This is a genomic window from Streptomyces flavusporus (genome assembly GCF_046267975.1).
Lineage (GTDB): Bacteria > Actinomycetota > Actinomycetes > Streptomycetales > Streptomycetaceae > Streptomyces > Streptomyces flavusporus.
On the sequence record NZ_CP176503.1, the window covers coordinates 2,176,502 to 2,199,962 of the forward strand.

Annotated in this window: 23 protein-coding genes and 2 pseudogenes; 16 read left to right on the forward strand and 9 right to left on the reverse strand. The window is 69.7% G+C overall.

Annotated elements, in window-relative coordinates; translation table 11 throughout:
• Positions 1-19: 19 nt before the first annotated feature.
• Genes ACKTSN_RS10225 through ACKTSN_RS10250 form a run of 6 tightly spaced genes read left to right on the forward strand, consistent with a single transcriptional unit; the run spans position 20 to position 7,325 of the window.
• Positions 20-985 carry a carbohydrate ABC transporter permease gene (locus tag ACKTSN_RS10225; protein WP_409468802.1) on the forward strand — a complete coding sequence of 322 codons (966 nt, stop codon included), beginning with the start codon at positions 20-22 and terminating at the stop codon, positions 983-985.
• Positions 982-1,854 carry a carbohydrate ABC transporter permease gene (locus tag ACKTSN_RS10230; protein ID WP_409468803.1) on the forward strand — a complete coding sequence of 291 codons (873 nt, stop codon included), beginning with the start codon at positions 982-984 and terminating at the stop codon, positions 1,852-1,854. The genes ACKTSN_RS10225 and ACKTSN_RS10230 overlap by 4 nt, the downstream gene beginning before the upstream one ends.
• Before the next feature lie 12 nt (positions 1,855-1,866).
• On the forward strand, positions 1,867-4,731 hold the full coding sequence (locus ACKTSN_RS10235; protein ID WP_409468804.1) for a glycoside hydrolase family 2 TIM barrel-domain containing protein: 2,865 nt from the start codon (positions 1,867-1,869) through the stop codon (positions 4,729-4,731).
• Positions 4,728-5,723 carry an ABC transporter ATP-binding protein gene (locus tag ACKTSN_RS10240; RefSeq protein ID WP_409468805.1) on the forward strand — a complete coding sequence of 332 codons (996 nt, stop codon included), beginning with the start codon at positions 4,728-4,730 and terminating at the stop codon, positions 5,721-5,723. The genes ACKTSN_RS10235 and ACKTSN_RS10240 overlap by 4 nt, the downstream gene beginning before the upstream one ends.
• Positions 5,723-6,526, forward strand: a complete 804-nt coding sequence (locus tag ACKTSN_RS10245; RefSeq protein WP_409468806.1) for an ABC transporter permease — start codon at positions 5,723-5,725, stop codon at positions 6,524-6,526. Before ACKTSN_RS10240 ends, ACKTSN_RS10245 begins: the two co-directional genes overlap by 1 nt.
• A gap of 4 nt (positions 6,527-6,530) precedes the next feature.
• On the forward strand, positions 6,531-7,325 hold the full coding sequence (locus ACKTSN_RS10250; RefSeq protein WP_409468807.1) for an ABC transporter permease: 795 nt from the start codon (positions 6,531-6,533) through the stop codon (positions 7,323-7,325).
• A 26-nt stretch (positions 7,326-7,351) separates the two neighbouring features.
• Here ACKTSN_RS10250 and ACKTSN_RS10255 read toward each other — a convergent pair whose 3' ends face one another.
• The gene (locus ACKTSN_RS10255) at positions 7,352-7,828 is read right to left on the reverse strand and encodes a sensor histidine kinase (protein ID WP_409468808.1); all 477 of its coding nucleotides are present in this window, start codon (positions 7,826-7,828) and stop codon (positions 7,352-7,354) included.
• A gap of 199 nt (positions 7,829-8,027) precedes the next feature.
• Between ACKTSN_RS10255 and ACKTSN_RS10260 the strand changes: the two are divergent.
• A pseudogene (locus ACKTSN_RS10260) lies at positions 8,028-8,186 on the forward strand (diadenosine tetraphosphate hydrolase); the annotation flags it as partial.
• Between the two features lie 103 nt (positions 8,187-8,289).
• Here ACKTSN_RS10260 and ACKTSN_RS10265 read toward each other — a convergent pair.
• The 3 genes from ACKTSN_RS10265 to ACKTSN_RS10275 all read right to left on the reverse strand — a co-directional run bounded on the left by ACKTSN_RS10265 (position 8,290) and on the right by ACKTSN_RS10275 (position 9,386).
• Complete coding sequence (locus ACKTSN_RS10265; protein WP_409468809.1) at positions 8,290-8,400, reverse strand: hypothetical protein; 111 nt, start codon at positions 8,398-8,400, stop codon at positions 8,290-8,292.
• Positions 8,397-8,882, reverse strand: coding sequence for a suppressor of fused domain protein (locus ACKTSN_RS10270; RefSeq protein ID WP_409468810.1), 486 nt, complete (start codon positions 8,880-8,882; stop codon positions 8,397-8,399). Before ACKTSN_RS10270 ends, ACKTSN_RS10265 begins: the two co-directional genes overlap by 4 nt.
• 147 nt (positions 8,883-9,029) lie before the next feature.
• Positions 9,030-9,386, reverse strand: a complete 357-nt coding sequence (locus ACKTSN_RS10275; RefSeq protein ID WP_409468811.1) for a hypothetical protein — start codon at positions 9,384-9,386, stop codon at positions 9,030-9,032.
• Between the two features lie 499 nt (positions 9,387-9,885).
• Between ACKTSN_RS10275 and ACKTSN_RS10280 the strand changes: the two genes are divergently transcribed.
• From ACKTSN_RS10280 to ACKTSN_RS10295, 4 genes and pseudogenes are all read left to right on the forward strand, one after another.
• Positions 9,886-10,059: a hypothetical protein gene (locus tag ACKTSN_RS10280; protein ID WP_409475124.1), complete on the forward strand. Its 174-nt coding sequence runs from the start codon at positions 9,886-9,888 to the stop codon at positions 10,057-10,059.
• Positions 10,038-10,607 (forward strand): annotated as a pseudogene (locus tag ACKTSN_RS10285) (serine hydrolase); the annotation flags it as partial. The gene ACKTSN_RS10280 and the pseudogene ACKTSN_RS10285, both read left to right, overlap by 22 nt.
• Before the next feature lie 321 nt (positions 10,608-10,928).
• Positions 10,929-11,594 (forward strand): nitroreductase, encoded by a 666-nt coding sequence (locus ACKTSN_RS10290; RefSeq protein ID WP_409474794.1) that lies wholly within the window; start codon positions 10,929-10,931, stop codon positions 11,592-11,594.
• Positions 11,591-12,769 carry an endo-1,4-beta-xylanase gene (locus ACKTSN_RS10295; protein ID WP_409468812.1) on the forward strand — a complete coding sequence of 393 codons (1,179 nt, stop codon included), beginning with the start codon at positions 11,591-11,593 and terminating at the stop codon, positions 12,767-12,769. Before ACKTSN_RS10290 ends, ACKTSN_RS10295 begins: the two co-directional genes overlap by 4 nt.
• On the opposite strand, the gene ACKTSN_RS10300 is transcribed toward ACKTSN_RS10295, so the two are convergent.
• Positions 12,652-13,164, reverse strand: a complete 513-nt coding sequence (locus ACKTSN_RS10300) for a hypothetical protein (protein WP_409468813.1) — start codon at positions 13,162-13,164, stop codon at positions 12,652-12,654. The genes ACKTSN_RS10295 and ACKTSN_RS10300 overlap by 118 nt on opposite strands.
• On the reverse strand, positions 13,161-14,861 hold the full coding sequence (locus ACKTSN_RS10305; protein WP_409468814.1) for a PHP domain-containing protein: 1,701 nt from the start codon (positions 14,859-14,861) through the stop codon (positions 13,161-13,163). Before ACKTSN_RS10305 ends, ACKTSN_RS10300 begins: the two co-directional genes overlap by 4 nt.
• 246 nt (positions 14,862-15,107) lie before the next feature.
• Here ACKTSN_RS10305 and ACKTSN_RS10310 point away from each other — a divergent pair, with 246 nt between their 5' ends.
• Complete coding sequence (locus tag ACKTSN_RS10310) at positions 15,108-16,424, forward strand: jacalin-like lectin (protein WP_409468815.1); 1,317 nt, start codon at positions 15,108-15,110, stop codon at positions 16,422-16,424.
• Between the two features lie 84 nt (positions 16,425-16,508).
• Here the strand turns inward: ACKTSN_RS10310 and ACKTSN_RS10315 are convergent, their stop codons facing one another.
• Positions 16,509-18,824, reverse strand: a complete 2,316-nt coding sequence (locus tag ACKTSN_RS10315; protein ID WP_409468816.1) for an ABC transporter permease — start codon at positions 18,822-18,824, stop codon at positions 16,509-16,511.
• Entirely contained in the window at positions 18,821-19,534 is a 714-nt protein-coding gene (locus tag ACKTSN_RS10320; protein WP_409468817.1) for an ABC transporter ATP-binding protein, read from the reverse strand. Before ACKTSN_RS10320 ends, ACKTSN_RS10315 begins: the two co-directional genes overlap by 4 nt.
• A 114-nt stretch (positions 19,535-19,648) precedes the next feature.
• On the opposite strand from ACKTSN_RS10320, the gene ACKTSN_RS10325 reads away from it, so the two are divergent.
• The 4 genes from ACKTSN_RS10325 (at position 19,649) to ACKTSN_RS10340 (ending at position 23,027) form a co-directional block, all read left to right on the forward strand.
• A complete protein-coding gene (locus tag ACKTSN_RS10325) occupies positions 19,649-20,539 on the forward strand; it encodes a sensor histidine kinase (protein WP_409468818.1) in 891 nt (296 codons plus the stop codon).
• A gap of 35 nt (positions 20,540-20,574) precedes the next feature.
• Complete coding sequence (locus tag ACKTSN_RS10330) at positions 20,575-21,243, forward strand: response regulator (protein WP_409468819.1); 669 nt, start codon at positions 20,575-20,577, stop codon at positions 21,241-21,243.
• Between the two features lie 311 nt (positions 21,244-21,554).
• Positions 21,555-22,265, forward strand: a complete 711-nt coding sequence (locus tag ACKTSN_RS10335; RefSeq protein WP_409468820.1) for a hypothetical protein — start codon at positions 21,555-21,557, stop codon at positions 22,263-22,265.
• Between the two features lie 36 nt (positions 22,266-22,301).
• Complete coding sequence (locus tag ACKTSN_RS10340) at positions 22,302-23,027, forward strand: hypothetical protein (RefSeq protein ID WP_409468821.1); 726 nt, start codon at positions 22,302-22,304, stop codon at positions 23,025-23,027.
• Here the strand turns inward: ACKTSN_RS10340 and ACKTSN_RS10345 are convergent.
• Positions 23,014-23,433 (reverse strand): NUDIX hydrolase, encoded by a 420-nt coding sequence (locus ACKTSN_RS10345; protein WP_409468822.1) that lies wholly within the window; start codon positions 23,431-23,433, stop codon positions 23,014-23,016. The two genes, ACKTSN_RS10340 and ACKTSN_RS10345, sit on opposite strands and share 14 nt — an antisense overlap.
• Positions 23,434-23,461: the final 28 nt, after the last annotated feature.

Sequence of the window (23,461 nt, forward strand, 5' to 3'; positions counted from 1 at the left end):
CCGGCGGACGGACCACGACATGTCGACCACCACCACGCCCGGGGTCGCCAAGAGCCCCGCCGCCGCGCAGACCCCCTCGGTCCCGCGGCGGCGCGGCATCCGCGGCCGCACCCTCAACTTCTGGCTCTTCACCGGCCCGTTCCTCATCGGGCTCGTGATCTTCGTCTACATCCCGATCGGCTGGAGCGCCTACCTCTCCTTCTTCGAGGCCCGCTTCACGGTCACGCCCAGCGAGTTCATCGGCTTCGACAACTACAAGTACATGCTGACGAACGACAAGTTCGTCGACTCCCTTGTCACCTTCACCGTCTTCGCCGCGATCGTCGTACCCATCACCTGGGCGCTCTCGCTCGGCCTGGCGCTGCTGGTGCACCGCATCCGGTTCATGAAGGCGTTCTTCCGGTCGGTGTTCTTCCTGCCGACGGCGGTCAGCTTCGTCGCCGCCTCGCTGATCTGGAAGATGTCCATCTTCAGCGGCGTCCGCTTCGGCCTGATGAACACCGTCCTCAGCTGGTTCGGCATCGACAACATCGCCTGGCTGGCCAACCCCGACCCGCCCTGGTACTGGCTGGTCATCGTCACCGTACGCCTCTGGCTCCAGGCCGGCTTCTACATGATCCTGTTCCTGGCGGCCCTGCAGAACATCCCGAACGAGCTGTACGAGGCCGCCGCCATCGACGGCGCCAAGCCCGGCTGGCAGACCTTCTGGTACGTCACCCTGCCGCAGCTGCGAGCGACCTCGACGGCCGTGATCCTGCTGCTGCTCGTCGCCGCCTACCAGGCCTTCGACGAGTTCTTCAACCTGCTCGCCAAGACCACCTGGGGCCGTCCGCCGCTGGTCGAGCTGTACTACACGGCCCTCGGCGAGAACCAGGACTACGGCGCCGGCAGCGCGGGCGCGATGATCCTGACCCTGCTCATCTGCATGGTGACCCTGCTCCAGGGCAGGATCATGGGCTTCGGAAGGGGTGAGGAGTCCAAGTGACCACCACTACGCCCGACGTCGGGAAGCCGCGCAAGATCAAGCGCGGCGGTGTCCTCGGCTCCACGGGCCTGTACATCGCAACCGGTATCGCAGCCTTCCTCTTCCTGGTCCCCTTCTATCTGATCGTCCGCAATGCCCTGTCCACGGACGCGGAGATCACCGGCGAGAACTGGAAGTTCTTCCCCACCGACATCCAGTGGGGCAACTTCACCGAGCTGTTCGACGACCCGACGGTCCCCTTCGCCCAGTCCCTGTGGAACTCCACGGTTGTCGGCGTCCTGCACACCATCGGCACCCTCCTGGTGTGCTCGCTCGCCGGATACGGCCTCGCCCGCATCCCGTACAAGCACGCCAACAAGATCTTCTACGCCGTTCTGGTGACCCTGATGGTCCCGACCGCTGTCACCTTCGTCCCCAGCTTCGTGCTCGTCTCGTCACTCGGATGGGTGTCAACACTGCGCGGACTGGTCATTCCGGGGCTGTTCAGCGGTTTCACCTGCTTCCTGTTCCGGCAGTACTTCCTGGGGTTCCCCAAGGAGCTGGAGGAGGCGGCACGCGTGGACGGTCTCGGCTACTGGGGCGCGTACTGGCGCATCGTCGTGCCCAACTCGCTGAACTTCTTCGCCGCCATCGCGACCATCACGTTCATCAGCGGCTGGAACGCCTTCCTGTGGCCCCTGGTCATCGGCCAGGACCAGGAGGCGTGGACGGTGCAGGTCGCGCTCTCCTCGTACATGACCAACCAGACCGTGAACTTCCATCTGATCTTCATGGCCACCGCCATTTCCATCCTGCCCCTGGTGTTCGTGTTCCTGTTCCTGCAGCGCTGGCTGGTCCAGGGCGTCGCGCAGACCGGCATCAAGGGCTGACCTAGGAGACCGATGTCCTTCCGCACCACCACCGCCATCGACTACGTCGAGGACGTCGCACCGGGCAGCGGGGCCCTGCCGCCCCGCGCCTGGTACGCGTCCTCGGACGCCAAATCCCTGTCGCTGAACGGCACCTGGCGCTTCCGCCTGTCGCCGACCGCCGGCGCCGAGGACGACTCCTTCGCCGAGCCCGGGTACGACGCCGGGGCCTGGGCGGAGGTCGCCGTCCCCGGCCACTGGGTCCTCCAGGGTCACGGCTCGCCCATCTACACCAACCACCTCTACCCCTTTCCGGTGGACCCGCCGCGCGTCCCCACCGAGAACCCCACCGGAGACCACGTCCGGGTTTTCGACCTCCCGGACGACTGGCCGTCGGACGGCGGCGCCGTCCTCCGCTTCGACGGCGTCGAATCCTGCGCCCGCGTCTGGCTCAACGGCACGGAGCTCGGCGAGTTCAAGGGCTCGCGCCTGCCTCACGAGTTCGCCGTCGGGCAGTTGCTGAAGCCGGCCGGCAACGTGCTCGCTGTGCGGGTCCACCAGTGGTCGGCGGGCTCGTACCTGGAGGACCAGGACCAGTGGTGGCTGCCGGGCATCTTCCGTGACGTCACCCTGCTGCACCGCCCGACGGGTAGTGTGCGCGACTTCTTCGTACACGCCTCCTACGACCACGTCACCGGCGAGGGCACCCTGCGCGTCGACTCCGACGTCGAGGGCCGGGTCACCGTGCCCGCCCTGGACATCGATGTCGCGACCGGCGAGTCGATGACGGTCGCGGTCGAGCCGTGGAGCGCCGAGACGCCTCGGTTGTACGACGGCCGGCTGGTCACGGAAGGCGAGAGCGTTCCTCTGCGCATCGGCTTCCGCACGGTCGTCCTCGAGGACGGCCTGATCAAGGTCAACGGCAAGGCGATCCTCTTCAAGGGCGTCAACCGCCACGAGTGGCACCCCGAGAAGGGCCGCGCCCTCGACCTGGAGACCATGCGCGAGGACGTGCTGCTGATGAAGCGGCACAACCTCAACGCCGTCCGCACCTCGCACTACCCGCCGCACCCGGCCTTCCTCGACCTCTGCGACGAGTACGGCCTGTGGGTCATCGACGAGTGCGACCTGGAGACCCACGGCTTCGTCGAGCAGTCCTGGCGGGACAACCCCGTCGACGACGAACGCTGGACGCCGGCCCTGCTGGACCGCGCGGCCCGCATGGTCGAGCGCGACAAGAACCACCCGTCCGTCGTGTTCTGGTCCCTCGGCAACGAGGCCGGCACCGGGCGCGGCCTGACGGCGATGGCGGAGTGGATCCACGGCCGGGACTCCTCCCGGCTCGTGCACTACGAAGGCGACTGGAACTGCCGTGACACGGACGTGTACTCACGGATGTACGCCTTCCACGACGAGGTCGAGAAGATCGGCCGGAAGCTCGACGGCGGAACCCGCAAGCGCCGTGAACTCCCCTTCATCCAGTGCGAGTACGGGCACGCCATGGGCAACGGCCCCGGCGGCCTCGCCGACTACCAGAAGCTGTTCGAGTCGTACGACCGGCTGCAGGGCGGCTTCATCTGGGAGTGGATCGACCACGGCATCAAGCACCCCGAGCTGGGCTACGCCTACGGCGGCGACTTCGGTGAGGAGCTGCACGACGGGAACTTCGTCTGCGACGGGCTGATCTTCCCGGACCGGACGCCCTCCCCCGGGCTCGTCGAGTACAAGAAGGTCATCGAGCCGGTCGGCATCGAGGGCGACGGCGCGGACGGCACCGTACGCGTGACCAACAAGTACGACTTCGCCGACCTGTCGGCGCTGGCCTTCGAGTGGTCGTACCAGGTGGACGGCGAGACGGTCGAGGCGGGCGCGCTGTCGGTGCCGGCGTTGGCGCCGGGCGAGTCGGCCGACGTGAAGCTGCCCGAGCCGCCGGCCGACGCGCGGGGCGGCTCGGAGACCCAGTGGACGGTGCGGGCGCTGCTGGCGTCGGACACGGCGTGGGGCCCGAAGGACCATGAGGTCGCGTGGGGGCAGTTCCCCGTCTCCGCCCGTCCGTTGCCCGCGGTGGCCGCGACCGACCGCCCCACCGCGAGCGAGGAGCTGATCTACCTCGGCCCGGCCTCCTTCGACGCCCGCACCGGCACGCTGAAGACCATCGGCGGCGTCGATGTGAGCGCGTTGCGCCTGGATGTGTGGCGGGCGCCCACCGACAACGACGACGGCGCCGAGTGGCAGACCGACACCCGGTACGGGATGCTGTGGCGCAAGTACGGGCTGCACCGCATGCAACACCGCCTGGACGCCGTGGAGTTGGGCGACGACGCGCTGACGGTACGGACCCGGGTGGCGCCCGCCGCCTGGGAGGTGGGCCTGAGCACGGTGTACCGCTGGACCTCCGACGGGACGAAGCTGCGGCTGACCGTGTCCGTGGCGCCGGAGGGCGACTGGACGGTACCGCTGCCCCGGCTCGGCATCCGGTTCGCTCTCGCGCAGGCCGACCGGGTGAAGTGGTTCGGCGGCGGTCCCGGCGAGGCCTACCCGGACACCAAGTCGGCCTCGATGCTTGGCCGTTGGCACTCCACCGTCGACGAGCTGCAGACGCCGTACGTCCGCCCGCAGGAGAACGGCGCCCGTGCCGACGTCCGCTGGATGGAGATCGGCGGCCTGCGCATCGAGGGCGACCCTGAGTTCTGGTTCACCGCCCGACGCTGGACGACGGAGCAGCTGGACGCCGCCCGCCACCGCACCGACCTCACGCCGGGCGACACGGTGTGGGTCAACCTCGACCACGGCCAGCACGGCATCGGCTCGCAGTCGTGCGGCCCGGGCCCGCTGCCGCAGTACTTCCTGCGGGCGGAGCCCGCGGAGTTCTCCTTCGTCCTCTCGGAGGTCAATTGAGTGGCAATATCGAGGTCCGGGGCCTGACCCGGACCTTCCACACCACCGTGCGGCGTCCCGGCCTGGCCGGGGCGCTGCGCTCCCTCGTCAACCCGGAGCGGGTCGCCAAGCACGCCGTCGTCGACGTCACCTTCGACGTGGCCGCCGGTGAACTGCTCGCTCTCCTCGGCCCGAACGGCGCCGGCAAGTCGACGACGATCAAGATGCTCACCGGCATCCTCACCCCGACGGCCGGTGAGGCCCGGGTCGCGGGAGTCGTGCCGTACCAGGAGCGGGAGCGCAACGCCCGCAACATCGGCGCGGTGTTCGGGCAGCGCACCCAGTTGTGGTGGGACCTGCCGGTGCGGGAGTCGTTCGCGATCCTGCGAGACATCTACGAGGTGCCGAAGGCCGAACACGCCGCACGCCTGCGGGAGTTCGACGACCTCCTCGACCTGTCCTCCTTCTGGGACACTCGCGTACGGCACCTCTCCCTCGGCCAGCGGGTGCGCTGCGACCTCGCCGCCGCCCTGCTGCACGACCCACAGGTCGTCTTCCTCGACGAACCGACCATCGGCATGGACGTGGTGGTCAAGGAACAGGTGCGGGAGTTCCTCCGGCACCAGGTCGAGGAGCGCGGCCGTACGGTCCTGCTCACCACACACGACATGACGGAGGTCGAGCGGCTCGCCGAGCGGGTGGTCCTGGTCAACCACGGCCGCCTGGTGCTCGACGGCACCCTCGACGAGATCCGCCGCAAGTTCGGCTCCACCTGGCAGGTCCGGGCGACGCTCGCCGACGCGCACACCGATGTCGTACCGCTGCCCGGCATCACCCTGGTGCGGCAGGACGGCCCGCGCGTCGTCTTCGGCCCGGACGGTCCCGGCGCGCCGACCGTCCACCAGGCACTGAAGGCGGTCATCGAGCGGTACGAGGTGAGCGACATAGCCATAGACGAAGCGGACCTGGAGGACGTGATGCGGGCGGCGTACGTCCAGGCGGGGGACGCGTGATGGCGATGGCGCACGCCTGGCGCGCCGCTCGGGTCACGCCGCTCGGCGAGTTGCACACCCCTGCGCGCATCACCGGGGCCCTGCTTCGGCTGACGGTGCAGGTGGTGCTGGTGTGGTCCCTGTGGCAGGGCCTGTACGCAGGGACCGGCAGCACCGCCGGGCTCGACCGCGACCAGGCGGTGACGTACGCCGTGATGGCGGTACTCGCCCTGAGGCTACGGGAGTTGGACCAGTACGCCGGCCGGGACACCGTGCTCCAGCACATGCACTTCGGCACGATCGTGTACTGGTACCTGCGCCCGCTGCCGCCGCAGCGCTACTACGCGCTGCGGGCGCTGGGCGAGCAGCTGTACGGCCTCGCCTGGGCGCTCACGGGATACGCCGTGTGCCTCGCCGCGGGTGTCGTCAAAGCCCCCGAATCCGCGGGCGCGGCAGCCGTGTTCGTGCTGAGCATGCTGCTCGGCCAGTGGGTCCTGTACTACGTCATGCTCGTCATCGACCAGCTGTGTTTCTTCACGCTCCGCAACGGCGCCGCGATGCTCATCCTGATCTTCGCGCAGAACCTGCTGGCCGGGGTGTACGCGCCGCTGTGGTTCTTCCCGGACTGGTTCATCACCCTCAGCGGCTTCCTGCCCTTCCAGGCGACGCTGAACGTGCCGCTGTCGCTGTACGTGGGCCGGATCCCGTTGTCCGAGGCGGGAGCCGAACTCGCCGTACAGGCGGCATGGGTGGTGGCGCTGGCACTGTTCACCCGGCTGGTGTGGCGGCGGGCGGCCCGGCGTGTGATCTCGCAGGGAGGCTGACAAGGTGAACGCGGTGCGTATCGTCTGGCGGATCACCCGCCTCAACTTCCGCGCGCAGCTGGAGTACCGCTCCGAGTTCCTGATGATGATCGCGATCGGCGCGGTCTGGCAGGTCTCGGTGATCGTGTTCGCCACCGTGCTGCTCACCCGGTTCACCGGCATGGGCGGCTGGGACAGCTCGGACGTGCTGCTGATCCCGGCGACGCGGATGCTGGCGCACGGGCTGTTCGTGCTGTTCCTGGGCCGGGTGCACGGTCTGGGCCGGCACATCCAGGAGGGCAGGATCGACGTGTACCTCCTGCGCCCCATGCCGGTCTACCGCCAGGTCCAGCTGGAGTTCTTCCCGACGAACGCGATCGGTGACCTGACGGTCGCGGCGGGCCTGATGTGGGGCGCGCTGGCCCGCTCCGGCCTGGACTGGACGGCGGGCCGGATCGGCTATCTGATCGCCGCGGTCCTCGGCGGCATGCTCCTGGAGGCGGCCCTGTTCACGGTGGTGGCCTGCGCGTCGCTGCGCTTCCCGGCCGCCGACTACTGGGGCCGCTGGCTGGAGGAACTCCTCGGCACGTTCGGCAGCTACCCGCTGAACGTCCTGCCGAGAGCGGTGGGCGGCCTACTGACGTACGGCCTCCCCCTCGCCTTCGTCGCGTACTTCCCGGCGGCGGTCCTGACCGGGCACGACACCAGCGTCCCGTACTGGCTGGCGGCGGCGTCACCGCTGCTGGGCGCACTCGGGTACGTCGGTGCGAGACTCCTGTGGCGCTGGAGCCTGAGGCACTACGCGGGAGTGAACGGATGAGTGCCCGCTGATCGTTCCCAGTCCGATCAGCGGGCGCGGTATTCGCCGGCGGCGCAACGCCAGTCCGACACCGAAGGTGAACGGGGCAGCACAGCCAAGACCCTGGTGCCGTCTCCGACGGGGTTGATGGTGCGCCGTCCGCCGATCTCGGCTGCCCGGTCGGTCATGGACCGCAGTCCGACTCCATGGGGGTGGTCCTGGATGGGGTCGCAGCCGATTCCGTCGTCCACCACGGTGAGCGTGAGCACGTGGGTGCCGACGCGTACGCGCAGTTCCGCGTGCTCGGCGTGGGCATGTTTCATCACGTTGGTGAGTGCCTCTGCGGCGATCCGATAGACCGCCACTTCCACGGCCGCCGGGAGGGGTGGCAGGGGCGAGGGGGTGAGCCGGGTGCTGACGGTCAGGCCGGGACTGTCGAAGGCGTCGGCGAGCTGGTGGAGGGCGCCGCTGAGGCCGAGTTCGCCCAGGGGCGCAGGACCGAGCCGGTCGGTGATCCGGCGCACCTCCTTGATCGCTGTGCCGAGGTCGTGGGAGACCTCGCGCAGAGCTCGCCGTACGGAGTTGTCGGTGGACGGCAGCCCGCCGGGCGACGGCGCGTGACCGCCGCGAATTGACTTGGTCGCGCCAAGAGAGCTACGCGGCCGAGCCCGCGTACACGGGCCTGTCGAACGGGCTCAACCCGCACGCGTAGAGTCGCCGGTCATGAACGACGACTGGCGCAAGGACCGGATCGGCAGCGCCCTGACCGGGGCGAACCCGACCGTGTTGCGGAGGCTGGACGCGGGTTTCGCGGTGATCGGGGACGTGCAGTTCCTGCCGGGGTACTCGGTGCTGCTCGTGGACGATCCGGCGGTGCAGCGGCCCACGCGACAACTGGACCGACGAGCGGTACGCGCTCAGGCCGCGGCACGACGCCGCCCTGCGCCAGGCGATCGGCGTGGAGCTGGACCGTATCGGGACCTGATCAGAGCGCGCGTGCCGGGTCGGTGACCAGCAGCGGGTTGTCGGCGGCCAGAGTCCGCAGAACCTCCGCCGTGCTGGTCTCCACCATCGCCGCCTTCTCCTCGGCCGTCACGCCGACGGCCTGCAGGAAGGCGACCTTGCCGAACGGGGGTCGATCGTGCCGAGCTGCGGATCGGTTGTGAAGGCGAACACCGTCAGGGCGGTGGCGGGCGCGTCCTCCAGATGCGGGTGTCCTGTGACCGGTTGCCGGAAGTCGATCCGGTGGCCGTCCTCCAGCAGGACCTGGCTGCCGTTCACATACTTCGCGACTTCCTGGAGCATCCCGTACGGCCACTGAGGCGGCCGTTCCTCGGCGCCGCGCCGCACCCGCAGCGTGAGCTCGAAGCCCCACCCCGACCACTCCGGATCGTCGTCCTCGTGCGGGGCGTACAGCTCGCTCAGGCCGTAGGTCACGTAATGCCAGTGACCGGCGGCCGGGTAGGCCGAGCAGCCCTGGAGCGCGCCGCCCTCGAATGGGCCCGGCTGGAGCCCTTGCTGCCGCAGGGCGTCAAGCCGTGCCGTCCGCCGGTGAGCCGGAAAACAGTGTGATGACAAGAATCACACTGTCTTTAGTAGTCACTGTGCCTGGCGGAACACCTGGCAAGGCCACACCACGACGGTGAAGAACCATCGGTGGACGACCGCTCGGGCTCTGCGCAGGGCGATCACCGGTCGGGCGCTACCCGGTTTCAGTCTGCTCGGTCAGCCGACGACAGCGATGATCATCGCGCTACACAGGCCGAGCATCATCATGATGATGAGGGTTGTCGCCATGTACGCGCTCCGGCGCAGCCGTGCATAGCGCTTGGCGTGGTGATCTTCCACCGCAGTGATGTGCTCGGTGATGTGATGCGCCACCATCCGGCAAACCCGGATCTGCTCTTCCACGTACCACCGCTCGATCTCGGCTTTCTGTCCCTCGCTCAGCCCGGCAACCCGTGCGGCGAACTCGGCCGCACGGCTTTGAGCGGTACGGCGGTGGGCTTCCCAGAACAGGAATCCTTCAATGTCGGTCAAGCCGCGTGCGGCCTCATCACTGGCGTCCACCAGGTCCTCCAAGCGGGTGAAGAATCGTCGATCTGCACCGCAGCGCAAGGCGCATCACAACAGGCCGTTCGGACGTGGAAGCGGCCCGACAGGACACACGTTGTGACCAGCCATGGACGCCCACGCATGAACGATGCATGACGGCAACGCATCGGCACTCTCCCCGCGCGGAGCACCGGATCAATACCGACATTCAGCACATCCCCCTGGTGGGAGCGGCGAAGAGCAGGGGTGGCGGCGGCACCACCGCCGAGTCCGATCCCCCTGGCCAAGATCCCTCGGCCATCACGGCACGCATCATCTGCTGACATCACACATTATGGATCACACTGTTGAACGTACTACTATGTCTGCGGTGCCGCACAGGCCGAGAACCACGGCCCCCTTCTGCGCCCGCCCAACCGCACGAGACTCCACGTGCTTTGGCTCGACCGCCCGTGCGGATACGGCATTCGGAGGGGGCGCCCGGCCCGCGGGGCGCCTTCCCACTCTTCACATCAGAAAGATTCGGATGCGAATCAAAGACGTGAGCATGATGCTCGCCTGCTCCACCGTGATCGCCACCCTGGCGGCCTCCCCGGCCGTCGCGGACAGCTCCGCCCTTCCCACCCCGGACACCGCTGCGGTGCGCTCCGTTCAGAAGACGGCCGTAGCACAGGGTGCATCTTCGGTCCCCTACGGCTGAGGAACACCTCCTACGTCCACCCGCGGACAACCATCTCCGGCTCCTACGCCCGCGGTTACCTCCGTCAGGACGACACCGCCCTGCCCCTGGTCGACTCCACCGAGCAGACCGTCTCGTGGGGGCAGTCCGCAGGTGCGGTCATCTCCAACGCCGCAGATCTGAACCGCTTCTTCTCTTCGCTCGTCTCCGGGAAGCTTCTCCCCGCCGAGCAGCTGGAGCAGATGATGACCATGGTTCCGGTCAACGCGGACGGCAGCCAGTCCTACGGTCTGGGTCTGCGCGCCAGGAAGCTGTCCTGCGGCACCACGGTCTACGGCCACACCGGTACCGTGCAGGGCTACTACACCTACGCCTTCACCACCGCCGACGGCGCCCGCAGCATGACCTCGCTGGCGAACACTTCCAACAACGGAACCGTCAACGCGACACTCGGTGGAACGCTGGAGGCCTCGTTCTGCGGAGACACCAGCACGAAGGCTGCATCCCCATACGGATCCGACACGAACGGATTCACTGAGGACACCGCACCCCAGGTCGTCCGCCGCTGAGCCAGCCTTCCACCCGTGACGGCCCGGTGCGATCCGAGGCTCGCTGTACGCCGGCTTCCCCACCGGGCCGTCCCGCCCGCCTGTCCTGCCGCTGCCGCCTTCGCCCGATCGCCGACGACTGCCGCGATGCCGCGCAACGCGGGTGGTTCGAAGGTATTGCCGGGAGTGTCGTACCGCTGCCGCCGACGAAGTCGGCGGCAGCGGTGTTCTGCTCGGGTAGGTGCCGGTCACGGCGGTGGCGAGCCCATTTGTTGCTCTCCTGTGCGTGCTGAAGACGGTAGCGAGGTGGTTGGTTGTCGTTGGGAGAGAGGACGAGAAGGCGTGGATGTGTATGAAGCCGTGGACAGTCGCCGGGCCGTGCGGGCGTTCAGCGATGAGCCGGTGCCCAAAGAGGTACTCGAACGAGTGCTGGCCGCAGCGACGCGGGCTCCGTCGAGTGGGAACCTCCAGCCGTGGCATGTGTATGTCGTGACCGGCGAGCCCTTGGCCGAACTGAAGAGGCGCGCGACGGCCAGGGCGCTGTCGGGTGATCCGGGTGATGAGCGGGAGTATCCGATGTACCCGGCCGAACTGACCTCGCCGTATCTGGACCGTTTTTCCGCCGCGGCTGCCCAGCGGTACAAAGCGTTGGGAATCGAGCGCGACGACGTCGACAGGCCCATGAAGATCGCTGCCCTGAACTCGGATGCGTTCGGGGCGTCGGTCGTACTGTTCTGCTACCTCGACCGGACGATGGGGCCCGGGCAGTGGGGGGACGCGGGGATGTACTTGCAGACGGTCATGCTGTTGCTGAGGGCGGAAGGGCTGCACAGCTGCCCCCAGGTGATGTGGACGATGTATCGCAAGACCGTCAGCCAGACGGTCGGGGCCGATGACGGGCTCGTGCTGTTCTGCGGTGTCGCGGTGGGATTCGAGAAGGAAGGCGTGCCACGGCTGCGTACCGGGCGGGCGGACATGACAGAAACCGTGAGCTTCATCGGAGTGTGACCGCCAGGCGGTCAAAATCCACAGGACAGGCAACCTCACAGCCACGGCTGGTCGCCGCGGCGGCCGTAGCGCTGCCAGGGCTCACGCCCGACGCGTCGGCCGCGACCACGCTGCGCGGCTACGCCGACGGCCGCGGGGTGAGGATCGGGGCGGCGGTCGCCGACGGGCCGCTGCAGAACGAGTCGGCGTACACGACCGTGCTGGACCGGGAGTTCAACTCGGTGACTGCGGAGAACGCGATGAAGTGGGACGCGCTGGAGCCGAGCCGGGGCAGCTACAACTGGGGGGGCCGCCGACCGGCTGGTGAACCACGCGGCCGCGCACAACCAGGGCGTAGCCACACACTGGTCTGGCACTCCCAGCTGCCGTCCTGGCTGGCGAACGGCAACTTCTCCGCCTCCGAGCTGAACACGATCCTGAAGAAGCACATCGACACGACCGTGGGCCGCTACAAGGGGAAGATCTACGCCTGGGACGTCGTCAACGAGGCGTTCAACGAGGACGGCTCGATGCGCAACTCGCTGTGGCAGAGCAAGCTCGGCACCGGCTACATCGCCAACGCCCTGCGCTGGGCACACGCCGCCGACCCCAACGCCAAGCTGTACATCAACGACTACAACATCGAGGCGGACAACGCGAAGAGCGACGCCCTCTACAACCTGGCCAGTCAACTCCTCTCCCAGGGCGTTCCGTTGCACGGCACCGGCTTCCAGTCCCACTTCACGGTCGGCCAGGTGCCGAGCTCGATGAAGGCCAACCGCAAGCGCTTCTCCGATCTGGGCCTCGAGGTGGCGATCACCGAACTGGACATCCGCATCCCCCTCCCCGCCGACTCCGCCGAACTCGCCCGGCAGTCCACCGACTGCAAGACGGCAAGCGAGAACTGCCTTGGCGTCCCGCGCTGCGCCGGGGTGACCGTCTGGGGCATCACGGACAAGCACTCCTGGGTCCCGGGCACGTTCCCGGGCTACGGTGCCGCGCTGCCGTACAACGAGAACTATGTGGCGAAGCCGGCGTACACCGGCCTGTCGAACGGGCTCAACCCGAACGCGCAACGTCAGTGGTCGGCGCAGCAGGGGGTCGGATCCGGGACCTCGAACGGGACGACGGTGCCGCCCACCGCGGGCATGACGGGCAGGACCAGCTCGCCGTTCCGCCACTGCGGGCGTACGTGATCCCGGGTGACGACAGCGGTCTCTGACGCGGTTTCCCCGCCGGCGCCCAGCACCGTCACGCGGTCGATCGCGGAGCGGGACAGCAGCTCCGCGATCGACAAGGTGCCGGTGAGCGCTTCCGAGCCGGGGTAGAGCACGGCACGCCCGATCTCGTCGGGGGCACCGTCCGTCACCTCGTAGCCCTTCGCGAGCAGCCACTCCCGAGTGGCGGCAAGCACCGCCTCCGACTCGACCGCGAAGGACAGGGCCACCCGCGGCCGGTCGTCCCGCACCAGGTGCGTGCAGCCGAACGTGCCCTCGGGGAGGGCGAGTTCGGCCGCCAGCGTCAGGAGCAGGTGATCGGCCGCGCGCAGGTCCTGCGTCCCCGCGTCCACCGTGAGGACGTACGGCGTCACGACGGCAGGACCCACACCGGGTTCGAGTAGAACCACAGGTCCGTCCACGGGTCGGCGTCGCCGACGACGTCCAGAGCCGGGCCGTTGGGGTCCACGGCCGCGCCCATCGGGCCGACGGCGGTGCGGTTGCCGTCCGTGCCGCGCAGGCGGACGTAGACGGGGCGGTCGACCTGGCCGAGCTCGTAGGTGAGCCGGACGGTGCCGGTGGACTTGTTCACCTCGTACGACTTCACGACCTTGGCCGTCGGCGCGGTGAAGGTGTCCTTGTCGGCGACCTCGCCGGTGACATCGCCCTGGATGACGTCGACGCGGGCCAACTGCGGAACGAAGCCAGCCCAGTTGGGGCCACCGGCCAACGCCACGTCCACGGTCAGCGTGACCTTCGTGCCCTTGCGGACGTGCAGCGCGCCACCCAGCGTGGCCCAGCGGCTGCCGCCGGACACCCGGACGTCGAGGCCGCTGATCAGCTGGCCGTGGTCGACCCAGATGCGGCCCGCGCGGATGCCGTCCATGACGGCGGCGTAGGAGAAGCCGTCCGCGCCGACGTGGGTGCGGCTGTAGTAGCCGGGCCAGTAGTCGCCCTGGGTGAGGTCGATCTTGCCGCCGTAGACCGGGTCCTCGTACTTGCCGTTGGCGTTGTAGTCGCTGTTCGGGCCGCGCATCGCGGTGTCGGCGTACACCTGGTGGGAGTCGGAGTTGGCGGTGATCCACCAGGGCTTTCCCTCGGCGAGGAGACTGTCCCACAGGCCGCCGACAGTGGAGGTCATCCAGTCGAAGCCGCCCCAGGTGCGGTAGCTCTCCAGCGGGTAGCCGGCGAAGGAGTTGGCGCTGGGGTTGTTGTCATAGATGCCGCGGGCCCTGGCCATGCCGAGCGGTGCCGGGATACCGGCGGCCTGGTGGCCGGGCGCGCCCTCGAAGCCGACGGCTATCTGGTGGCTCGCGGGGGTCGCGTCACGCCAGGCGCGTATCTCGTGCGGGGAGTCGACGCCGCGCCGCGCCGGGTGGTTGGCGAGCATCAGCGCGTCCTTGACCTTGCGCCGGCGCACCTGGTCGGAGAGGAAGGCGAGGCCTGCGACGGCGAGCGCCTCGTTGGCGGGCGTGGAGTCGGAGGCGCCCTTGACGCTGCCGTCGTAATCGGTTTCGAACTGCTTGAGGACGGAGACCTCGTTCTTGCCGGGGTGCACGAAGACCGTGCCGTGCTCGGCGGCCGGGATGTTCCACTCCAGGCCCTGGAAGACGAGGGTGTCCTCGTAGGCCTCACGGGCCTCGCGGATGTCCGGGTTGACCTTCTCCACACCGATCTTGGCGTGTGTGGCGTTGCCGTGGTCGGTGATGACCAGCCAGTCCATGCCGTGCTTGGCGCCCTGGCGGACCTGGTCGACGACGCGGTACTTGCCGTCGTTGCTGTACTGGGTGTGGATGTGGTGGTCGCCGGCCAGCCAGAGGAAGCCGTTCGTCCGGCGCCCGCCGGTGGCTGCGGCTGCGGGGGTGGCTCCGGCGGTCCCGGCCAGCACGCTGCCGGCGGCCAGACCCGCGCCCAGCAGACCGGCGCGGCGGAGCAGCGAACGGCGCGACTGCTGCTCGGGGTTCAGCGCCTCGTCGGGCACGGAGGTGTCGAAGGCGGCGGGGAGCCCCGCGTGCTCGTGGTCGTGGTGGTGATGGTGATGCCTGGGTCCGTGACTGTGACCGTGCCCCATGATGCGCCTCTCTCACTCCACCGCTGCCTTCGGCGGTGGCTGCCTCCTACGGCGCTGCTGCGCCGCGTGAGGAGAATCGAGGCGGAAGATGAACATTGAACGACCGTGGGGTGTGCGGTGGGCGACGAGAGCGCGGCGGCTCGCACCGTCATGCGCAGTTCCCTCAACTCACCTTGTACGTCACTCTGGTTGGACTAGAACATGAGCGTCATTCACCTTTCCCTCGCTCCCCGACCGGAGACCCCCATGAGAAGACTCCTCGGCACCCTCGCCGCCGGCGCGCTCGCCCTCACCGGCCTCACCGCGACCACCACCCCCGCCCAGGCGGCCGCCACCGGCACCTTCAACGTCCTGACGTACAACATCGCGGGCCTGCCCCTGGGCCTCGGCGACAGCGACCCGGAGACCAACACCCCGCTGATCGGGCAGCGACTCGGTGGGTACGACATCGTCAACGTCCAGGAGGACTTCAACTACCACGCGTCGCTGTACGCCAACGACAACCACCCCTACCGCACCGCGACCAGCGGCGGCGCCGGGATCGGCGACGGCCTGAACACCCTCTCCGACTACACCTTCGAGGACTTCCAGCGCGTCGACTGGAACGACTGCACCAACGCCGACTGCCTCACCCCGAAGGGCTTCACCCTCGCCCGCGTCCGCCTCGCCGAGGGCGTCTTCGTGGACCTCTACAACGTCCACACCAACGCCGACGTGACGGACGCGGCCCTCGCCGCCCGCCGCGCCAACATCGAGCAACTGTCGGACTTCATCCAGGCCAACTCGGCGGGCAACGCCGTGATCGTCATGGGTGACACCAACACGCGGTACACGCGCACGGGCGACAACATCCGCACGCTCGTCAGCGAGAACGGCCTCAAGGACCCGTGGGTCGACCTGGTCAAGGACGGTACGCCGCCCGCGCAGGGCAGCGACGCGCTGGTCTGCGACGCGGCGGCCCCGACGAACGACTGCGAGGTGGTGGACAAGGTCCTCTACCGCGGCAGCGACCTCGTCACCCTCGACGCCACCCGCTACAACAACGAGTGGGCGTCCTTCCTCCGCTCCGACGGCGAGCACCTCTCCGACCACTTCCCGCACACTGTCGGCTTCTCCTACACCGTGAACCCGTCCCTGAAGGCGAGCGACTTCTTCGGCGGCCCGCACGGCACGGCCTTCAACGACGCGGACGACCTGCCGACGACCCCGTCGCCCCGCACGCTGACCCTGCGCGGCGGCACCCGCCTGGACGCGGTGTCGCTGACGCACGACGGCGGCAGGGTCCTGTCCCACGGCGGCACGGGCGGCACGGCGACGTCCCTGACCCTGGCCTCCGGCGAGCACCTCACCTCCGTGAAGCTGACGCAGGGCCAGAAGGACGGCCGTACGCGGCTCTTCTCGGCGGCGTTCACGACGGACAGGGGCCGCACCCTGTCGGCCGGTACGGCGACGACGGACACGAAGACCTTCACGGCCCCGTCCGGCTGGCAGATCGTCGGCTTCACCGGCCGCGCGGGCGACGAGATCGACAAGCTGGGCGTGCTGTACACGCCGATCATCTGACCGGCCGGGGCAGCCGGAGCTCCGCCCGGACGAACTTGCACACGCCGTCGGGGCGGGGCTCGATGCCGTACGGCGTTCGCGGCCTCACTCACTGCGCAGCACCTCCGCAATGGTCAACCACCCCGCCCTCCGCGCCGGAACGAACGCCCCCAGCACCGCGATCGCGAGCCCCGCGAGGGCGAGGCCGCTCAGCGCGGGGACCTGCCAGACGTCCGTCATGTACGACGGCAGGGTGAGATCCACCGCTTCCGCCATCCGCGGGACGACCAACTGGTGGCCCAGCACGCCCAGCGGGATGCCGAGCAGCGAGCCGAGTGCGCCCAGCACCGCCATCGACGTCACCGTCATCACCGTGACCTGCCGGGGCGTCATGCCGATGGACTTCAACATGCCCAAGTCCCTGCGTCGGTCACGGGTGTTGAGGACGACACTGTTGAAGACTCCGAGGGACGCGACGACGGCGAGCATCAGGGTGAGCACCGACGCCGAGCCGACGATGGTCTGCGTAATGGAGTTGGAGTCGTTCACCGTGGGGCTGATTCCGGCGTCGGCAGCTCTGGCCGCCCGGACGTAGGCGGCCGGGTCGGCTCCGTCGCGGAGCTTCACGTGGTAGGCGATGGGCTTCTCGTACGGGGACAGGGCCGTCGTCGTGGACCAGTCGGCGACGATCCGCCGGGCGTTGCTCTCCATGAACTCCCCGACGACGACCGCCCTTTCGTCCCGATTGCCCTTCTCCAGGACGAGCCGGTCGCCGACCCGCAGACCGTTCTGGCGCAGGAAGGCCGATCCGGCCACGATCTCGCCGGTGCCGCGCATCCACCGGCCCTCGGTGAGTACGCCGTCCAGCTGGAGCCGGTCACCACGACGGCCTTCGAGCTCGACCTCGTGTGCCGAACCCGCAACGCGCACGTCGGTGTTCGCCCGGGCGGTGATCTCCAGCGCGCCGGGCAACGAGCGCAGCAGCGACTGGAGTTGGAGGTCGTCGTGCTCCGGTTTGATCTCCTTGCCGTCCTTGACGTTGAAGGCGTACGCCGTGACCTGGTAGGCGCCCTGGCCCGCGTTACCGAACCGGGTCATCGTGGTGGCCAGGCCCGTCGCGAACGTCACCGTGGTCACGCCGAGGACCACGGCGGCGAGCGTGAGGGCGCTGCGGCCCGGCCGGGCGAACGGCAGGCCCATGCCCAGGCTCACCGAGCGCGGCAGCCTGCTGCTCGCCAGTCGGCGCTGGATGCCGAGGGCCCGCCCGGCGCGAGGTGCGGTGCCCTCGCTGATCGCCCGCGCCGCCGAGAGGCGGTGTGCGCGCACGGCGGGGGCGAGCGCGGCGAGGACGCACACGGCGGGCATGCCGAGCAGGGCCACGGTGTTCACCCAGGGCGCGATGGACGCGCTGTCGTGGAACACCCCGGCGTCGGGCCCCATGAACACGAACTCGAAGAAGGGCCGCGCCAGCAGATTGCCGAGGGCCGCGCCGACCGCGCAGCCGATGACCGCCGGGACGGAGATCATCGTGAGGTAGACGGCGACCACCTGCCCCGGCGTGAACCCGATGGCCTTGAGCACGCCGATGTGCCGGAAGCCGGAGATCACCGCGCCGCTGACCACGTTGCCGATGATGAGCACCGCCACCGCGATACCGAGGATGCCGAAGGCCATCAGGTAGGGGGTGTACGCCCGGGCCGAGCCGCCCACCTGGTCCTTGAGGGTGAGATACGACCGTGAGGCGGTCAGCGCGTCCGCGGGGAGCCCTTCGGTCACCGTGGCCAACTGTCCGCGCAGCCGTTCCTCCGACGACGCGTCCGCGAAGCGGAAGAGCACCTGAGTGGTCGTCGGGTGCAGGGCGCCGATCTGGTCGGGCACGACCCAGGCGTCCGCGGTCCGGCTCAGGTCGAAGGCGAAGCCGACGACGGTCAGGGGCGGGCCCTCCGGCACGTGGATCTTCTTGCCCAGGTCGTCCGGGGTCCAGCCCGGATCCCGGTTCAGTACGACCTCGCCGGAGCGGGTGGCCCAGCGGCCCGCCCACAGGTCGAGCCGGTTCACGGGGCCGTCGGGGTCGGCGCGGCCGACGACCGTGATCTCGCTGCCGAGGCCGAAGTTCATGCCTCCGTTGTTCGGCAGTTCGACGGTGGCCTGGGCGAAGGGCCCGGCGGCGGCCTCGACACCGGGCCGCCGGACCGCCCGCGTCAACTGGGCGTCCGACACCTTGTCCGGGTCGAAGGCGGCGACGACGTGCGGGCCGCGCTGCTTTCCGAAGGCCTTGTCGAAGGGGGCGGAGGCCGCGTCGAGCAGGCCGAGGGCCACCACCATCGCGGCCGTGGAGGTCAGCGTGACCAGGGCGATGACGAGCGTCTGCAGCCTGCGTCGCCGTACCGCCGCGCGGGCCGCCTGCCACACCGCCCTCATGCGGACGGCTCCAGGGTGTGCTCGCCGGTCACCCGGCCGTCGGCGAGTTCGACCAGCCGGCTGGCGCAGCGCCGGGCGAGGTGCTCGTCGTGGGTGACGAGGATCAGCGTCTGGCCGATCTGGTTGAGGTCGAGGAGCAGGTCCATCACCTGCTCGCCGGACCGGCTGTCCAGGGCGCCGGTCGGCTCGTCGGCCAGCAGCAGGGCGGGGCGGTTCATCAACGCCCGTGCCACGGCGACGCGTTGCCGCTCGCCGCCGCTGAGCACCGCCGGGTAGGCGTTGCGGCGATCGGCGATGCCGAGTTCCTCGAAGAGATCCAGCGCGCGGCGACGGGCCTGCCGGGCGGGCGTGCCGGTCAGCTGCGCGGCGAGCGCGACATTGTCGAGCGCCGACAGGTCGTCGATGAGGTTGAAGAACTGGAAGATCATGCCGATCCGGCGCAGCCGGTACAGGGCGAGCCCCTTCTCGCTCAACTCCCCCACGTTCTCTCCGTGCACGACGACCGTGCCGCCCGTCGGACGGTCCAGGCCGGCGATCATGTTGAGCAGGGTGGACTTGCCGCATCCCGAAGGCCCCATCACCGCGACGGCCTCCCCGGCCCGGATCTGCAACGACACCCCGTCCAACGCGGTCGTCTCGCCGTACTCCTTGCGCACACCGTCGAGCCGTACGACGGCGGCGGCCTCTCCCCTACTGCCCTCAATGACCATGCACAGGACGCTAAGAGGCGGACCCGCGCCTGAACATCCCTCCCCGGATGGCACATCGGCCGCGCCTCATCCTGGAGATGCAGGCCCCTGCATCCACAGGCCGATGCGGATCCGGTGATCGTCTGCCAGGGTGAACGGGTGTGGGAGTGGGAGTCGAACGGGCTGTTGGCGGCGCTGGGGGTGGCGTGTGCGGCCGTGGCGGGGCTGACGGTGGCGCTGGTGCGGACGCGGCGCCGCTGGCAGGCGGCCGTCGGGGAACGCGGCTGGCTCCTCGAACGCGAGCGGGAGAGCGCGGCCCGTGCCGCGATCGCGGCCGAACGCGACCGCATCGCCCGCGAGTTGCACGACATCGTCAGCCACAACGTCAGCCTCATGGTGGTGCAGGCCGGCGCCGCCCGCGAGGTGCTGGGCACGATGCCGGACGAGGCGGCGACGGCCCTGCGGGCCGTGGAGGACGCGGGCCGGGGCGCGATGACGGATCTACGGCATCTGCTGGGCCTGTTGGCGCCGTCGCAGAGCGGCGAGGACGCGGAGGAAGCGGATGGTGATGGAGCTGATGTCGGTACCGCGCCGGATCTCTCACCCCAGCCCGGCCTCGACCGCCTCGGTGCGCTCGTCGACCGGATCTCGTTCGCCGGACTGCCGGTCGAGGTGCGGATCTCCGGGGAGCCGCGCCCGCTGCCGCAGGGGATCGACGTGACCGCGTACCGGATCGTCCAGGAGGCGCTGACCAACGCGCTCAGACACAGCGACGGCGGCCAGGCACAGGTCACCGTGCGGTACGCGGACCACGCACTGCGCGTGGAGGTGCTGAACAGCGGCCCGAGCGTGCTGACCGGCGATGCGCAGGCCCGGCCGGCACCGAAGCGCCACCGTGAGGGCACAGGCCGCGGTCTGCTGGGTCTGCGGGAGCGGGTCGCGGTCTACGGCGGCGACCTGGACGCCCGTCGCCGCCTGGGCGGTGGCTACCGGGTCCGGGCGCGCATTCCCCTGGACCGCCCGTGAGGACACCGGAAGCCGGCCGAGGCCCCCGTGTCCTCGTGGTCGACGACCAGACACTGATCCGGACCGGCTTCCGGCTGATCCTGACCGCCCGCGGCATCGAAGTGGTGGGAGAGGCGGCCGACGGGGCGGAGGCGGTGTCGATGGCGCGCGAACTCGGGCCGGACGTCGTGCTGATGGACATCCGCATGCCGAACATGGACGGCCTGGAGGCCACGATCCGCATCCTCGAACAGGCCCCGGACTGCCGGGTGTTGATGCTGACCACCTTCGACCTGGACCGCTACGTCTACCAGGCCCTGTCGATCGGAGCGAGCGGCTTCCTCCTGAAGGACGTCACGCCGGAACACCTGGCGGCGGCGGTACGCCTGGTGAACACGGGCGACGCCCTCCTGGCCCCCTCGATCACCCGCCGTCTGGTGGAACGCTTCGCCACGGAGACCCCGGCCCACTCACCGGTCGCACACACCGACCTGGCGGCCCTGACACCCCGCGAACTGGAGGTCCTGACCCTCCTGGGCCGCGGCCTGTCCAACACCGAACTGGCCGACCGGCTCACCCTGAGCGAGGCCACGGTGAAATCCCACGTGGCCCGCATCTTCGCCAAGCTCACGCTTCGGGACCGCGCCCAGGCCGTGGTGCTGGCGTATGAGACGGGGCTGGTCAGACCGGGCGACTCGAACGCAAGGAGATCCGCAGAACAATGAGGTCGGCCCCCGGCGTCCAGGACTCGAGGACCTCCTCGCGGGACGCCGTCTCGCGGTGGCCGCGCGGGCGACGAGATCGACGAGTTGGGTGCGCTGTACGCGCCGATCGCATAGTTGCGGGGGCCGAGGCGGCTTCCGACTGGGAGCCGCCTCGGCCCGGCCGGGCGGCTCAGCCGCAGGAGCCGGAGATCCACCGATGGGAACGCAGCTTGTACGTGCCCGCCAGGTTTCCGCCGTGCTGCTGACGCGTGCAGCCCTTACGGTTCACATAATCGGCGCCGCTGTAATAGGCCACACCAGTCGCGCTGGAGGTGTCCCGCTGCACGGCCGCCTTCACTCCGGAGCTCGACCGCGCCGGACGGGAGTCGACGCATGTCGTGACGACCGTGCTGCGCGGACTGCTGCGCGCCGCGCCCGCCTCCGCCGTACTGCCCCGGCTGCGCGAGGCGATCGTCGACGGCGCGATCAGCGACCCGGGCCGCGCGCACCTGCGCTGCTGGGGCTACCGGCTGGACCCGCCGCACGGCCCGCCGTCCCCGCTGCACACCGCGCAGGCCGTGGTCGCCCTCGACCGGACCGCCCGTGTCCTCGGCGAGACCGCGGGCGCCCGCGCCGCCCGGGAGGACGGGGTCCGCTGGCTGCTGGCCTGCCCGGACGCACCCCACCACGGCTGCCTCGACCTGGAGAACCTCAGGGAGGAGGTACGGCGCCCGCGCACCGACGACCCTTCGCGCCATGAGGTGCTGAACGTACGGCACTTCACGGCCGCCTGGGTGGTCCGCGCCCTGCTGACCCCGGCGGCCCGGCGGATCGCCCAGGAGGACGGGCTGGAGACGGAGTGGCGGGAGCGGCTGGACGGCGCGGTCGCCGCGGTGTGGGCCGGGCAGACCGACGGCATCTGGACCTGGGAGCGCGGTGACGGCACCGACCTGCGCAAGCCGATCTGGATGACCTATCAAGGTCTTTGCGCGCTGCGCGCCCATGCCGTATGGATGTATCAGCCGGATCAGCCGGATCACTGAACCCGTCCGGCATGGACGGGAGTTGGGGGATGATGCATGGGTGGTCACCAGGTCCGCGCGGCTCGGCAACTGCTGGCCAGGGCGCTCGACGGTGAACTGCCCAAGCACGAACAGGTGGTGGCGGCCCGCTCCGTGATCGCCGAACTGGGCTCACCCGACCGCCTGCTGGAGCTGATCGCCGAACTCGCCTCCGGGGAGGGCGATCCCGAGGGCTGTGCCCGGCTGTCGTACCGCCACGTACTCGGTTTCGACAAGTTGCTGCTGATCGACGGCGGCCCCCGCCGCATGCTGCGCGCGCATGTGTGGCATCCGGGCGCGGGCGCGATCGGCAAGGAGGACATCCACAACCACCGCTCACCGCTGGCCTCCTACGTCGTCCGCGGCAGGCTCGCGATGGAGCTGTACGAGGTGCGGGACGACGGCGGCATCGAAGCCGCGCGCTACCAGGAGTCCCTGGCGGAGCGGTCGTCCGACTGGCGGCTGGAGCCGGCGGGTCCGGCTCGGCTGCGGCTGACGCAGACGGGCCAGTTCGCGGCAGGCAGCGCCTACGCCCTGCCGGCGCACACCCTGCACCGGGCCTGGTGCGGCACGGACGTACCGACGGTGACGCTGTTCCTGGAGACGGGCAGCGGACGGCGCCCGCACACCGACGTGTTCACGGCCGCGGGCCCGCATCCCGGAGCGGTCGCCAAGGTCCCGCTGGATGTGCGGGAGTACCTGGGGGCGCTGAGCGGGCTGGCGGAGCTGCTCAGGAGCTCGTGAGGGCCTGTCGTACGACGTCGAGGTTGTAGTCGTCGATGGCGACGCTCGTCAGCTCGGCGGGCCGCAGCCATGCGTGGGCCTGGTCCGGCTGCGGCAGGGTCACGTCCAGGGACAGCGGGCGGACCAGGAAGTTCTCCTGCCAGCTCTTGACCTCGTGGCCCCGGTAGTCACTCACGAAGGACGACTCGCCGACCTTGCGCACGATCTCGCCACGCAGCCCGGTCTCCTCCTTCAGCTCGCGCAGCGCGCCGTCCGCCGCACTCTCGTCCGGCTCCAGCTTCCCGCACGGCACACCCCACACCCGCGGCAGGAACCGCTCCGTCTCACTACGCCGCACCAGGAGCACCCGCCCCTGCTTGTCCACCACGACGGCGGCCGCCAGTCGCATCTCGCCGGGGATGTCCATGGCCATAGCTTCCTCGGTCCCTCGGTCC